Raw genomic sequence first — 13,314 nt, 5'->3', positions numbered from 1 at the left:
GCAAAGGAGGAAACTGTATGAGAAGAAAAGGGGCACTTGCGCTTATACTGACGCTTGCAATGCTGAGTACTGTGGGATGTTCCACTCCTACCACGACTGTGGAGACAACAGCTGCGGCCGGTGCTGAGACACAGCAGAGCGGGGGATCGGCTTCAGGGAAGAAGATATTCCGCTACTCGAATACAGCGGATATTACGATTATTGATCCCGATAAATGTGACTCCGTTCCGGATGCGACGGTCTGTTACCATATTTTTGACGGACTCTACCGCAATGTGGATGGAGACATCAGACCGGCTGAGGCACTGAGCTGCGATATCAGCGAGGACGGCTTAAAGTATACCTTCCACCTGAGAGAGGATGGCAAGTGGTCGGATGGTCAGACGGTGACAGCGCATGATTATGAATATGGCTGGAAACGCCTCTGCGACCCCGCGTCTGCATCGGCGACCTCCTACATCGGCGCGGTGCTGAAGAACGGCGCGGCGATCACGGCGGGAGAGGTTCCGCCGGAGGAGCTGGGGGTAAAAGCCACGGATGATTTCACTCTTGAAGTGGAGCTTGAAACTCCGGCAGATTATTTTCTCGGAATGCTGAGCATGTGTTCCTTTATGCCGGTGAGACAGGATCTTGTGGAAAAGTATGGCGAGAAGTTCGGTACCTCCGCGGACACGCAGGTCTATAATGGCCCCTTTATGGTCACAGAGTTTACAAATGGCCGCTTTGCCATGGAAAAGAACGAAAATTACTACGATGCGGATGCAATCCATCTGGACGGCATTGAGATCAAGACGGTTGCAGACAACAACACCGCGGTATCGCTCTTTGAATCCGGAGAGCTGGATCTGGTGGAAGTATCCACAGATCTGGTCGAGCAGTACAGCGACAAGGTACAGAGCTATTACAGCGGCGCCAATGATTTCGCTGGTCCAAACTTTAGAAATCCGATTATCGCCAACAAGAATTTCCGTCTGGCCATGAATTATGCAATCGACAGGGAGGAGTATAATCTCCTTGCACACAGTGGTCTGTATCAGGCAAATCAGAGGTATGTACTTCCGCAGGTGCATGGGGTTCAGAAGACCTATGGTGAGGAATATCCGCTGGAGTTCTTCCCGCTGAAGGCCGACCTTGATAGGGCGAAGGATTATCTCTCAAAGGCACTGCAGGAGCTCTCGATCTCTGATCCGTCTGAGATCAAGCTCAGGATGGTGGTGACAGATTCGGACATGGCGACGAAGGAGGCACAGATCGTAGCCAACATGCTGCAGAAGAATCTCGGTATACAGGTTGATATCAACATGGTTCCTTATGCAACCAAGAACGCCATGCTCGTTCCGAACAATGATGAGTACGATATCATCATGAGCGGCTGGGCGCCGGATTACTCGGATCCCTACAGCTATCTGGAGCTCTGGTACAGCACGAGCAGCTACAATTATCTGAATTATCACAGCGATACCTATGATGGCTTCATGGATGCCTCCAGAACGACAAAGGGGGCCGAGAGAATGGAGAATCTCTTCAAGGCAGAGCAGACGCTCCTTGAGGACGGCGCACTCATTCCGCTGCAGCTGAGAGAGGTTCGTTACATGGTACAGGAGGGGGTCACCGGTCTCAGTGCTTACTTTGTAGGATTGAACTACAACTACATGTATGTGGACAAGCAGTAAGCCTTTGTTTTAAAGTTTTGATAATTCTGACAGGGAGCGGGATGCAGATGCGGAAGCAGGCTTGCATCCCGTCTTTCAAAAGAAAGGTAGTCTATGAAAAAATATATCCTTAAGCGGGCGGTCATATCCCTGCTTACGATATGGGTTCTTGTCACCGTCGTATTTTTTATGGCGAGGATGATGCCAGGCGGGCCCTTCAATAATCCCAAGCTCACACCGGAGGCGAGAGCAAATCTTGCAGCATACTATGGCTTCGACAAGCCTCTGCTGCAGCAGTATATGACTTATCTCGGAAATCTGCTGCACGGCAACTTCGGCTATTCCACAAAGTATCCGGGACGGACAGTGAATGATCTGCTGCGCGGCAGCTTTCCCTACTCAGCGGATCTTGGCATCCGGGCACTGGTCATGGCAGTGTCATTCGGACTTGTGTTTGGCGTGATTTCCGCATTAAACCGCGGAAATCGCATAGATCTGTTTTTCGTGGTCGTGGCAGTGATCGGCACCAGCGTGCCGGATTTTATCATGGGTGCTCTGCTGCAATACTTTTTTGCCATCAAGTGGGGCTTGCTTCCCATTGCGGAGTATAAGGGACTGAGTTACACAGTACTTCCGGCGGTGGGTCTTGGTTTCTATACCATGGCCTCGGTCTCCCGCATCATGCGGGCCAGCATGCTTGAGGTAGTACAGCAGGACTATATCAAGACAGCGAGGGCCAAAGGACTCTCCGGCCTTGCAATCACCTGGCGGCATCAGATCCGCAATGCGATCATGCCGGTCGTCACAATTCTGGGGCCTACCGTGGCGGCGGTGCTCACGGGAACCTTTGTCATTGAGTCCATCTTTGCGATTCCCGGGATGGGAAAGTACTATGTTGAGAGCGTGCAGAACAATGACTACTCGATGATACTCGGAATGACAGCCTTCTATGGCGCCTTTCTGGTTTTGTGCAATATGATTGTAGACATACTCTATGGCATAATAGACCCGCGTATCCGGATATCCAAGTAGGAGGGCAGAGAATGAATATGATACAAGCAGGAGAATTCTCTGCAGAGCCGGCGGAGGATTATATCCCTACAGCAGAGGATTTTATTCATGTGGGAAAAAGCCTTGAAAAAATGGAATCGATCTCCCGGCCGAGTCTCACTTTCTGGCAGGAGGCGTGGCGGAGGATCAGGATCAACAGGGTGGCATATTTCAGTCTCTGTCTGCTGATACTATATGGATTGCTGGCGGTATTCGCTCCCGCGCTGAGCCGCTATGGCTTTGACGAGCAGGATGCCTATGCGATGAAGCAGAGCTTCTCAGGGGCGCACTGGTTCGGCACGGATGCACTCGGGAGAGATCTCTGGGTGCGGGTGTGGATGGGAGCGCGCGTTTCACTGTCGATCGGAATCATTGCTGCGCTGCTGAACAGCATGATAGGAACAGTTATAGGCGGGATCTGCGGCTACTGCGGTGGAAAGCTGGATATGATCGTGATGCGGCTCATTGATGTGATCTACGGCATTCCCTCGCTGATTGTCAATATCCTTGTGATGATGGTGCTGGGGCCGGGGGTCCGCTCGCTGATTACGGCGCTGGCCATTGTTGGCTGGGCGGGTACCTGCCGCTTTGCCCGCGGTGAGGTGCTGCGGCTGAAGGAGCAGGAATTTGTGCTTGCTGCCCGCGTAATGGGAGAGCCGATGTTCAGCATCATTATCCGCGAGCTGATTCCCAACATTATGGGGCTGCTCATCACAAATCTGGCAATGGCGATCCCGAGTGCTATTTTTCAGGAGGCATTCCTAAGCTACATCGGTCTGGGCATCTCCCCGCCGCAGGCCTCCTGGGGCGTGCTCGCAAAGGAGGGCACCAAGATGCTGCGGGTGGCGCCGCATATGCTGTATGTTCCGGCGTTTTTTATCTGCACCACGGTTCTGGCGCTGAATCAGCTCGGCAATGGTCTGCGGGATGCATTCGATCCGCGTCTTCGGGGCACGGAATAAGGAGGGAATATGAGCGAAAATTTACTGGAAGTGAGTCAGCTGAAATTTTCCTTCCATACTTATGGCGGCGTGGTTCAGTCCGTGCGGGATGTGAGCTTTCATGTAAAAGAGGGAGAGATACTAGGCATAGTGGGAGAGAGCGGCTGCGGGAAGTCCGTGACCTGCTCCTGTATTCTGAAGCTGAATCCTGAGCCGCCGGGCTTTTTTGAGCACGGCTCCATACGCTACAAGGGCGAGGAGATGGTGACAAAGAGCGCCGGGGAGATGCGGCGCATACGCGGTGCAGAGATCGGTTTTATCTTTCAGGATCCGATGACCTCCCTGAACCCGACGATGACGGTGGGACGTCAGATTGAGGAAGTACTCGCCGGGCGCAGGCTCAGAAGGGCAGAAATCCGCGAGCGAGCGCTGGAGATACTCCGAGCAGTCGGCATTAACGAGCCGGAACGGCGCTGCAGGCAGTACCCGCACGAGCTGTCCGGCGGTATGAAGCAGCGCGTCATGATTGCAATTGCCATGGTGGGAAAGCCGAGTCTCATCATTGCGGATGAGCCGACGACCTCTCTGGATGTGACCATAGAGGCGCAGATACTGGATTTGCTTCGGGATCTGAGAGAGCGGATGAATACCTCCATCATCCTGATCACGCATGATATGGGTGTAATTGCAAAGATGTGCGACCGCGTTCTCATCATGTACGGCGGAAAGATCGCAGAGCGCGGGACAGTGGATGAGATTTTTTATGAGACGGCTCACCCATACACCTCAGGCCTTCTGCATTCGATCGCGACGCTGGACACTGCGAAGGAGAGTCAGCTGATTCCGATTGAGGGCACACCGCCGGATCTCTTTGCACCGCCGAAGGGCTGCCCCTTTGCGGCGCGCTGTGCACATGCCATGCAGATCTGTTATGAGAGGGCGCCGGAGGAGATACGCTTAAGTGAGGAACATAAATCTGCCTGCTGGCTGCAGTATCCCGGAGCTCCGAAGGTGGATCTTCGAAAGCGCTACAGGACGAGGGAGACAGGGGAAGCATGAATAAGAAAGAGAGAGAAGTTCTGTTTCAGGTGGACGACCTATGTCAGTATTTTCAGCTGGGCAGAAAGAAACTGCTGAAGGCGGTAGATCACGTGAGCTTCAACATTTACCGCGGGGAGACCCTGGGACTGGTGGGAGAGAGCGGCTGCGGGAAGTCAACGACAGGTCGCTGTCTGGTGAAGCTCTACGAGCCTACACACGGGAGCCTGAGCTACCGAGGACAGGATATATTTTCACTGAAGGGCAGTGAGGAGAAGCAGTTTCATAAGAAGGTACAGATGATCTTTCAGAACCCGCACTCCTCCCTGAATCCCAGACAGACGGTGAAGGATATCGTAGGCTACGGCATGCGGCTGCACGGGCTCTGCACCGAGCGGGATATGGACGAGAGAGTAGTGGAAATGCTGAAGAAGGTGGGGCTGAACCGGGATCATCTCTCGCGCTTTCCGCATGAGTTTTCAGGCGGACAGAAGCAGCGCATCGGGATTGCCAGAGCGCTCGCGGTGGAGCCGGAATTTGTGGTCTGCGATGAGCCGATTTCCGCGCTGGATGTGTCGATTCAGGCACAGGTGCTGAACCTGCTGCAGGAGCTGCAGGCAGAAATGGCGCTCACATACCTCTTTATCGCACATGATCTGAGTGTGGTGAAGTATATCTCGGATCGCATCATCGTGATGTATCTGGGAACCATGGTTGAATTTACCACAACGGAGGAGCTCTATGCGCACCCGCTGCACCCTTACACAAAGGTGCTGCTCTCCTCCATTCCGGTTGCGGATCCGCAGCTCGTGCGAAAGCAGAAGCGTATCATGGTGAGGGGAGAGGTTCCGAGTCCGGTGAATCCGCCGGACTGCTGCCGCTTTGCGGAGCGCTGTCCCTACGCAACGGAACGCTGCAGAGAAGCTCTTCCGAAGCTGAGAGAGGTGAGCCCCGGACATTTTGTTGCCTGCCACCAGATATCGTGATGTACGCGGCGAGGGTCAATGATGCGTTGTGACAGTGAAAAATACAGGAGGAAGTATGAAGCACAGTATTTCAATCGGCACCAAGATCAAGGCGCTGAGAACAGAAAAAAAGTATACATTGAAGGAGCTGAGTGAGAAATCAGGTCTGTCCATAGGCTTTCTCTCTCAACTGGAGCACGGGAAGTCCACAATTGCCATAGATTCTCTCGCGAAACTCGCGGAGATACTGGACGCGGATCTCTCCTCCTTTTTTACCTCTGTGCCGGCGCCGGGGAAGGATCAGCCGGTGTGCCGGAGCTTTGAGCTGCAGTGCTCTCAGGTGAGCCCGCAGATCGTCCAGTATATTCTGAGCAATAACGTGGGGGAGTTTACCTGCCTGCCGCGCATTTTTCATCTGATGCCCTTTGCGAACAGTGATCTTGGAGAATTTGAGCTGTACCAGCACAAGGGAGAGGAGTTTGTCTATGTGATGGAAGGGGTGTTGGAGGTATATCTGAACGGGCAGCACTACCTGCTGAATCCGGGGGACAGCGTGCAGATCCACTCGGAGCAGCCGCACAACTGGGTGAACCCTACCAACTGCATCACAAAAATCCTGACGATCAATTCTCCGAATCCCTTCCGCACAAACAATGAGGTGAAGCTGATATTCTGAGTGAGACGGAGTGAGTTCATGTCGCCAGGAGGCAGAAAGGGGAGAGAGCATGAAGATTCGGGAGGGCTATATTCCATATCTGGGCTATCAGACTTACTACCGTATAGTCGGAGAGAGCAGGGGCGGGAAGAAACCTCTGCTGCTGCTCCACGGAGGGCCGGGCTCCACACACAACTACTTTGAGGTGCTGGACTGTCTTGCAGAGGAAGGCAGAGAGGTGATCTCCTACGATCAGCTCGGCTGCGGGAATTCGTGGGTTGAGGGAGAACATCCGGAGCTATGGACCTACAAAACATGGGATGAGGAGCTCATGCTGCTTCGAAAGACGCTGAAGCTCGAGAAGCTGCATCTGCTCGGACAGTCCTGGGGTGGGATGCTGGCGATCGAATACCTCTGCAACTACAGACCGGAGGGGGTTCAGTCATTAATACTCTCGAGTTCGCTTCCTTCCTGCGCACTCTGGGCAGAGGAACAGCACCGTCAGCTTGCCTTTCTGCCGGCAGAGGAGCAGGCAGCTGTCCGTGAGGCGGAGCAGAGCGGGGATTACAGCGGGGAGCTGTACAAGAGGGCGGAGGCGCACTATATGGAGCTCTTCTGCGCCGGAGCGCCGACAGCGGAGAGCCCGGAGTGTCTCAGGAGACCAAAGAGGGCAGGACGGAGCGCCTATCTTGCTACGCAGGGCGAGAATGAGTTTCAGGCAACTGGAATCTTTAAGGACTGGGAGTACCGGTCGCGGCTTCGGGAGATAGAGATACCGTCCCTCATCATCAGCGGGACAAATGATCTCTGCACGCCGCTCATTGCGAAGACTATGTACGACGGGCTTCCGAATGCGCGCTGGGAGCTCTTCCCCGGCTGTCGTCACATGTGTTTTGTCGAGGACAATGAGCGCTACTGTGCGCTGCTGAATGAGTGGATGGAGCAGTACGATTGAAGCTATGCGGGGAGCGCCGGAGGCACTTTCCCGAGCAATATTTTGAATTGAAATTCTGAGAGGAGAGGGCATTGAAATGAATGAAGAGAAGCTGCTGCGCTACATGGAAGAAGCGAAAATCGACTGTTTTTTTATCGCAAAGCAGGAAAACCTGCGCTTCATCAGCGGTTTTACCGGAGCGGACAGCTACCTGCTGATTCTGAAAAACAAGTACTACTTTCTGACAGATCCGCGCTACACGGAGCAGGCTGCGATTGAGTGCCCGGACTATGAGATATGTGTCTGGAGAAAGCCCGGGAGAACCATCGGGGATGCGGTGCAGGCTCTCATGCAGGAAAATAACTGCCGAACAGTTGCTTTCGAAGCAGATCGCCTGAGCTACGCCTTCTATCAGGATTTCTCTGGGAAAATACGCGGAGAGCTCATTCCGACAGTGGATGTCATAGAGAAGATGCGCCGCATTAAGACGCCGCAGGAGATACAGTATCAGCGCGCTGCCTGTGAGATATCCTGCCGCGCGCTGGAGAAGCTTTTGCCGGAGATACGGGTGGGAGTCACGGAGAAGGAGCTTGCCGCAAAGCTTTCTCTGTATATGGTGCAGGAGGGGGCAGACACCATGCCCTATGGAAATATTCTGATTTCCGGCGCGAGAACCTCTCTTCTCCATGGCATTCCATCAGAGAAGGCCGTGGAGTACGGTGACTTTGTGCTGATGGATTTTGGCTGTCAGGTGCATGGCTACATGTCCGACATGACCAGAACTGTGGTCGTCGGAAAGGCCACGGAAAAGCAGCGGGAGGTATATGAGCTGGAGAAGCGCATGGTGGAGGATTCCCTCGCCGTCACGAAGGCGGGCGTCACCGGAAGAGAGATCTATGAGGCCTCACTGAAGGCGATCCGGGACACGGAGTATATGGGCTATCAGTATACAAACATCGGGCACGGAATCGGCCTCTTTGTACACGAGGGGCCCTTCTGTTCTATGATGGACACTGACCCGATCCCGGCGGGAAATGTCCGCACCATCGAGCCTGGAATCTATATTCCGGGCTGGGGCGGCGTTCGCATCGAGGACCAGCTCCTGGTGACAGAAGAGGGCTATGAGAATATGGTGCGTTTCACACGGGATCTGATTGAGCTGTGAGATTCAGCATTGCCGCCGCGCTGAGGATGCATACGAAGCCGATGAGATCGGCAGCTGTGAAGCGGGAGTGCAGGAGGAGGGCAGAGAGCGCAGTTGCGGTCAGCGGCTCGATTCCGGCGAGGAGGTTGCCGTTCACCGGGCCCAAGTCGTGAATGCACTGAAGGAACAGTGTGTAAGCGATGACGGTTCCGAGCAGGATGATGCAGGCGATGAGTATCCAGCCGCGGAGATCCAGAGGCGGGAGCTTCCACACAGCGGTCACCAGCGAAAACACCAGACCGCCGATCAGCATACCACTGCCGCAGACAGCTGTGCTTCCCCAGCGGTCGATGAGAGAACCGGAGAGCAGGCAGTATCCTGCGGCACCGGCGGCGGCAGCGAGACCCCAGATAAGCCCCGGCGGCGTGATGGCAAGCGTCGCGGGGTTTCCCTGTGTCGCGACGAAAAAGATGCCGAGAAAAGCGAGGAGGATCGCAAGCAGCTGCATTCTGGGAGGCAGTGTGCGACGTCGGATATAAAAGAGTATTGTGATAAGGACGATGCTCAGGCTCTGCAGTACAGTTGCGGTACCGGCGTTGGAGTACTGGATCGCGGTGAGGTAGGCGAGCTGGCTTAAGAGCAGACCGAATACAGAGAAGGCAGCGAGCTCCGCGAGCGAACGGCGGTCCGTGAGAAAGCGCCTCAGTTCATTTTTCTGTCGCAGCCAGGAGAGTGCAAAGAGTATGGCTCCGGAGCAGCTCATGCGAAAAGCTGTGAGCCAGAAGGAGTCCACGGGGTAGTTCTGAAAGAGAAACTGACCGCAGGTTCCGGATGCGCCCCAGGACGCCGCACCCAGCACCCCGCAGATGAGACCACGCTTTTGAATAGAAGACATAAAGACCTCCGAAAATATGGTAAAATAACGAGGAAAGACTCCATGCGCTTGCGCAAATGGAGTTTTGACGAGAAACTCCATCGAGCGGAAGCGAGATGGTAAAATAACGAGGAAAGACTCCTCGCGCCTGCGCAGGAGGAGTTTTGACGAGAAAACCCATCGAGCGGGAGCGAGATGGTAAAATAACGAGGAAAGACCCCCCGCGCCTGCGCAGGAGAAGTCTTGACGACAAAACCCATCGAGCGGAAGCGAGATGGTAAAATAACGAGGAAAGACTCCTCGCGCTTGCGCAGGAGAAGTCTTGACGAGAAAACCCATCGAGCGGAAGCGAGATGGTAAAATAACGAGATGATAAAACAGCAAGACGGTATGATATCCGTATTAGCACAAAGGAGGAGCATATGTTCAGTACAACGCTCTGTTACATCGAAAAGGAAGGCCGCTGGCTCATGCTGCACCGCATCAGGAAGAAAAACGATCTGAACGAGGGCAAATGGATCGGCGTCGGCGGTAAGTTCCTGGAGAGCGAGAGCCCAGAAGAATGCCTGTGCCGAGAGGTGCAGGAGGAGACTGGCTATCTGCTTCACTCCTGGCAGTATCGCGGGATCATCACCTTTGTTTCCGACCGCTGGGAATCCGAGCATATGCATCTCTTTACCTCCTCAGATTTCTCAGGGGAGTACCACAGCTGTGATGAGGGCGTCGCAGAGTGGATTCCTATTGAGAAGGTGATGGATCTGAATCTCTGGGAGGGAGACAGGATATTTTTAAAGCTGCTGCTCTCTGCTGTCCCTTTTTTTTCTCTGAAGCTGGTCTATGAGGGGGATATGCTGGTGCAGGCCATGCTGAACGGGAAAAGGCTGGAGAGCTTATCCTCTTAATCTATAGTCTCCGGAGTGAAAAGTAAAGCGTTTCCACGGCAGTTTGGGGCAGTAGGAGGGCTTATTTATCAAAACGACTACGCAGGGGAAGCGTGCCTGCTATTTCTTGTGCAGTCTTCAGAATTGCGGAAAATTTAGGCCGTGTGCTACACTGCTTTTTGTAGAGAAGAAGAGAAGATAGAGAGGGAAAGCGCTTCCCCGGGAGACTTATGCTGGAAAATATCACAAATCTGTTTATGTTTATCGGCGGCATTGGAATGTTCCTCTACGGCATGCACCTTATGGCTGACGGAATGCAGAAGACCGCCGGTAACCGTATGAAGGATTTTCTTGGCATGCTGACGAGCAATCGCTTTACAGCGGTGCTTGTCGGTGCGGCGATCACGGCCATTATTCAGAGCTCCGGAGCGACCACAGTCATGGTTGTCGGTTTTGTCAGTGCCGGACTGATGACGCTCGGTCAGGCAGTCGGCGTTATCATGGGCGCCAATGTCGGAACCACGGTCACCGCTTGGATCGTATCGCTGAGCCAGCTGGGGGATTCATTAAAGGTACTGAACCCGGAATTTTATGCGCCGCTGCTTACAGGGATTGGCGCGGGCATCATGATGTTTGCGAAATCCCCAAAGAAGAAGGTGGGGGCGGAGATCATCATCGGAATCGGTCTTCTGTTTCAGGGCCTCAGTTTTATGTCGGACGCGATTTCGCTTTACACAGATGCACCGATCTTTGCTGAGGTATTCACTGCACTTGGGTATAATCCGATTCTGGGCATACTCTCCGGAGCCCTGATTACCGGACTGCTGCAGAGCTCCTCGGTATCCATCGGTATTCTGCAGACCCTTGCCATGAACGGGCTGGTCACAGCCAATGCGGCTGTTTTCATCACGCTCGGCGGCAATATCGGATCCTGCGTGACAGGTATGATGTCTGCGGTGGGCAGCTCCCGCACGGCAAAGCGGGCTGCGGTGATGAATCTGAGCTTTAATGTGATCGGAGCAGTTCTCTTCGGTGTTGGTGGTACCCTGCTCTTCACCGCTCTTCCGCAGATCGCACATCACAGCATCACTCCGGTGCAGATTTCTCTCTTTCATACTTTTTTTAACTGCATTATGACTCTGCTGGTGTTCCCGATGGCGGATCATATTGTGGAGCTCTCCGGCATTGTTGTGCGGGAGCGTCCGGGTGAGGATGAGGCTGCTGAGGAGTATGCAAAGGAGCAGCCGCTGACGCATCTGGATCCGCGTATCTTCGGTCAGCCGGCAATGGCAATTGCGGCGCTCTCCAATGAGGTCGCAAATATGGGGCGGCTTGCACAGGAGAATATTGACCGCGCCTGTGAGGTCTGTTTCACCAGAGATGAAAAAACGATAGAGCAGATCTTTGCTGAGGAGAAGCGTCTGAATCAGATCAATAAAGAGCTGGGAGAGTATCTGGTGCACGCGAGCACACTGTCTGTGAATGATCATCAGAAGCTTGTGGTGACGAATCTCTTTAATTCGCTGACAGATATTGAGCGAAGCGGGGATCACGCGGAAAATATTGCGGAAAATGTGCAGATTCTGGGACAGAGAGGTCTTGAGCTCTCCGCGACGGGACGCGCGGATCTGAGGGAGATCACTGAAGCGGTGAAGGAAGCCTTCGGAACGGCTGTGGAGGCCCGGGCAAAGCGCAGTGTTGCGCTGGCACGCAGGGTGAGTGTCTGTGAGGATCTTGTGGACACGCTTCGCGATGAGCAGAAGGAGAGGCATATTGAGCGTCTGTCCCGCGGAGAGTGCAATCCGGCCGCAGGTCTTGTGTTTATAGAAATCATCGATAATCTGGAGCGTATTTCTGACCACGCTGAGAACATGGCGGAATATATCATGAATGAGATGTGAGGCAGACATATATTTTCACTGTAAGCTTGCTTTTTGCGGGAGCGGCGAGTACAATAAGCTTGAAGTAAATTGACTATTATTTAACATTTTCTGCTATGAGAGTCAGGAGGGTAATCCAATGGTAAAGGTTGCGATTAATGGTTTTGGACGTATTGGTCGTCTTGCATTCAGACAGATGTTTGAGGCAGAGGGCTATGAGGTTGTTGCGATCAATGATCTGACGAAGCCGGAGATGCTCGCGCATCTTCTCAAGTACGATACCGCGCAGGGCGGCTTCATGGGCCGCATCGGTGAGGGCAGACACACAGTTGAGGCCGGTGAGGATCACATTATCGTCGATGGAAAGAAGATCACCATCTATAAGGAAGCGGATGCGAAGAATCTTCCCTGGGGTGAGATCGGTGTCGATGTTGTTCTTGAGTGCACGGGCTTCTATACCTCCAAAGAGAAGGCATCCGCACATATCGCAGCGGGTGCAAAGAAGGTTGTTATCTCCGCTCCGGCAGGAAATGACCTTCCGACCGTCGTGTACAACGTCAATGAAAAGACACTGACCAGAGAGGACAATGTCATTTCCGCGGCGTCCTGCACCACCAACTGCCTCGCACCGATGGCAAAGGCCCTGAACGACTACGCTCCGATTCAGTCTGGAATCATGAGCACCATCCATGCGTACACCGGAGATCAGATGATTCTCGATGGCCCGCAGAGAAAGGGCGATCTCAGAAGATCCAGAGCGGGCGCTGCGAATATTGTTCCGAATAGCACCGGTGCTGCAAAAGCGATCGGCCTTGTCATTCCGGAGCTGAATGGAAAACTGATCGGCTCTGCACAGCGTGTTCCGGTGACAACCGGTTCCACCACCATCCTTGTGGCAGTTGTGAAGAAGGCAAATGTTACGAAGGAGGAGATCAACGCTGCGATGAAGGCAGCTGCGAACGAGTCTTTCGGCTACAATGAGGATGAGATCGTTTCCTCCGATGTCATCGGCATGAGATACGGTTCCCTCTTTGATGCGACGCAGACCATGGTCAGCCAGATCGGTGAGGATCTGTACCAGGTTCAGGTTGTCTCATGGTATGACAATGAGAACTCCTACACCTCTCAGATGGTTCGCACCATCAAGTATTTTGCGGAGCTGGCATAATTCGACGGAATTCATTTCGTGATTACAGCATCAGCTGAAAAGTGACTCATAGCGGGTCCGGCTCTGGGGCCGGACCCTTTTGTGTCTGGTACAGCGGATGCGCGGGTGTGATGATACAGGCAAAAGTCTGTG

At 53.7% G+C, this 13,314-nt stretch carries 12 protein-coding genes; 11 read left to right on the top strand and 1 reads right to left on the bottom strand.

Annotated features, from left to right (window positions below):
* Nucleotides 1-17 precede the first annotated feature (17 nt).
* The 8 genes from J2S20_RS09150 to J2S20_RS09115 all read left to right on the top strand — a co-directional run bounded on the left by J2S20_RS09150 (nucleotide 18) and on the right by J2S20_RS09115 (nucleotide 8,400).
* On the top strand, nucleotides 18-1,673 hold the full coding sequence (locus tag J2S20_RS09150) for a peptide ABC transporter substrate-binding protein (protein WP_307255114.1): 1,656 nt from the start codon (nucleotides 18-20) through the stop codon (nucleotides 1,671-1,673).
* 93 nt (nucleotides 1,674-1,766) lie between these two features.
* Entirely contained in the window at nucleotides 1,767-2,684 is a 918-nt protein-coding gene (locus J2S20_RS09145; RefSeq protein WP_106611401.1) for an ABC transporter permease, read from the top strand.
* Between the two features lie 11 nt (nucleotides 2,685-2,695).
* The gene (locus tag J2S20_RS09140; protein ID WP_307255112.1) at nucleotides 2,696-3,664 is read left to right on the top strand and encodes an ABC transporter permease; all 969 of its coding nucleotides are present in this window, start codon (nucleotides 2,696-2,698) and stop codon (nucleotides 3,662-3,664) included.
* 9 nt (nucleotides 3,665-3,673) lie between these two features.
* A complete protein-coding gene (locus J2S20_RS09135; protein ID WP_307255111.1) occupies nucleotides 3,674-4,702 on the top strand; it encodes an ABC transporter ATP-binding protein in 1,029 nt (342 codons plus the stop codon).
* Nucleotides 4,699-5,667 (top strand): ABC transporter ATP-binding protein, encoded by a 969-nt coding sequence (locus J2S20_RS09130; protein WP_307255109.1) that lies wholly within the window; start codon nucleotides 4,699-4,701, stop codon nucleotides 5,665-5,667. The genes J2S20_RS09135 and J2S20_RS09130 overlap by 4 nt, the downstream gene beginning before the upstream one ends.
* A 55-nt stretch (nucleotides 5,668-5,722) precedes the next feature.
* Nucleotides 5,723-6,322, top strand: coding sequence for a helix-turn-helix domain-containing protein (locus tag J2S20_RS09125; protein ID WP_106611404.1), 600 nt, complete (start codon nucleotides 5,723-5,725; stop codon nucleotides 6,320-6,322).
* 49 nt (nucleotides 6,323-6,371) lie between these two features.
* Nucleotides 6,372-7,256, top strand: coding sequence for a proline iminopeptidase (pepI, locus tag J2S20_RS09120; protein WP_307255107.1), 885 nt, complete (start codon nucleotides 6,372-6,374; stop codon nucleotides 7,254-7,256).
* Nucleotides 7,257-7,332: 76 nt separating this feature from the next.
* On the top strand, nucleotides 7,333-8,400 hold the full coding sequence (locus J2S20_RS09115; protein ID WP_307255105.1) for a M24 family metallopeptidase: 1,068 nt from the start codon (nucleotides 7,333-7,335) through the stop codon (nucleotides 8,398-8,400).
* On the opposite strand, the gene J2S20_RS09110 is transcribed toward J2S20_RS09115, so the two are convergent.
* Nucleotides 8,375-9,274: a DMT family transporter gene (locus J2S20_RS09110; RefSeq protein ID WP_307255103.1), complete on the bottom strand. Its 900-nt coding sequence runs from the start codon at nucleotides 9,272-9,274 to the stop codon at nucleotides 8,375-8,377. The genes J2S20_RS09115 and J2S20_RS09110 overlap by 26 nt on opposite strands.
* Nucleotides 9,275-9,675: 401 nt before the next feature.
* Between J2S20_RS09110 and J2S20_RS09105 the strand changes: the two genes are divergently transcribed.
* From J2S20_RS09105 to gap, 3 genes are all read left to right on the top strand, one after another.
* Nucleotides 9,676-10,155: an NUDIX hydrolase gene (locus J2S20_RS09105; RefSeq protein ID WP_307255102.1), complete on the top strand. Its 480-nt coding sequence runs from the start codon at nucleotides 9,676-9,678 to the stop codon at nucleotides 10,153-10,155.
* A 209-nt stretch (nucleotides 10,156-10,364) separates the two neighbouring features.
* A complete protein-coding gene (locus J2S20_RS09100; protein WP_307255101.1) occupies nucleotides 10,365-12,035 on the top strand; it encodes a Na/Pi cotransporter family protein in 1,671 nt (556 codons plus the stop codon).
* A 118-nt stretch (nucleotides 12,036-12,153) separates the two neighbouring features.
* Nucleotides 12,154-13,182: a type I glyceraldehyde-3-phosphate dehydrogenase gene (gap, locus tag J2S20_RS09095; protein ID WP_106611410.1), complete on the top strand. Its 1,029-nt coding sequence runs from the start codon at nucleotides 12,154-12,156 to the stop codon at nucleotides 13,180-13,182.
* Nucleotides 13,183-13,314 lie beyond the last annotated feature (132 nt).

It is taken from the genome of Moryella indoligenes (assembly GCF_030812885.1).
Taxonomy (GTDB): domain Bacteria; phylum Bacillota; class Clostridia; order Lachnospirales; family Lachnospiraceae; genus Moryella; species Moryella indoligenes.
The sequence above is the reverse complement of the archived record's forward strand: the minus strand, read 5'-3'. Positions and strand labels throughout refer to the sequence as shown.

Coding starts and splice junctions, on each gene's coding strand:
- J2S20_RS09150 (WP_307255114.1), top strand. CDS start 18: ATGAGAAGAAAAGGGGCACTTGCGCTTATACTGACGCTTGCAATGCTG.
- J2S20_RS09145 (WP_106611401.1), top strand. CDS start 1,767: ATGAAAAAATATATCCTTAAGCGGGCGGTCATATCCCTGCTTACGATA.
- J2S20_RS09140 (WP_307255112.1), top strand. CDS start 2,696: ATGAATATGATACAAGCAGGAGAATTCTCTGCAGAGCCGGCGGAGGAT.
- J2S20_RS09135 (WP_307255111.1), top strand. CDS start 3,674: ATGAGCGAAAATTTACTGGAAGTGAGTCAGCTGAAATTTTCCTTCCAT.
- J2S20_RS09130 (WP_307255109.1), top strand. CDS start 4,699: ATGAATAAGAAAGAGAGAGAAGTTCTGTTTCAGGTGGACGACCTATGT.
- J2S20_RS09125 (WP_106611404.1), top strand. CDS start 5,723: ATGAAGCACAGTATTTCAATCGGCACCAAGATCAAGGCGCTGAGAACA.
- pepI (WP_307255107.1), top strand. CDS start 6,372: ATGAAGATTCGGGAGGGCTATATTCCATATCTGGGCTATCAGACTTAC.
- J2S20_RS09115 (WP_307255105.1), top strand. CDS start 7,333: ATGAATGAAGAGAAGCTGCTGCGCTACATGGAAGAAGCGAAAATCGAC.
- J2S20_RS09110 (WP_307255103.1), bottom strand. CDS start 9,274: ATGTCTTCTATTCAAAAGCGTGGTCTCATCTGCGGGGTGCTGGGTGCG.
- J2S20_RS09105 (WP_307255102.1), top strand. CDS start 9,676: ATGTTCAGTACAACGCTCTGTTACATCGAAAAGGAAGGCCGCTGGCTC.
- J2S20_RS09100 (WP_307255101.1), top strand. CDS start 10,365: ATGCTGGAAAATATCACAAATCTGTTTATGTTTATCGGCGGCATTGGA.
- gap (WP_106611410.1), top strand. CDS start 12,154: ATGGTAAAGGTTGCGATTAATGGTTTTGGACGTATTGGTCGTCTTGCA.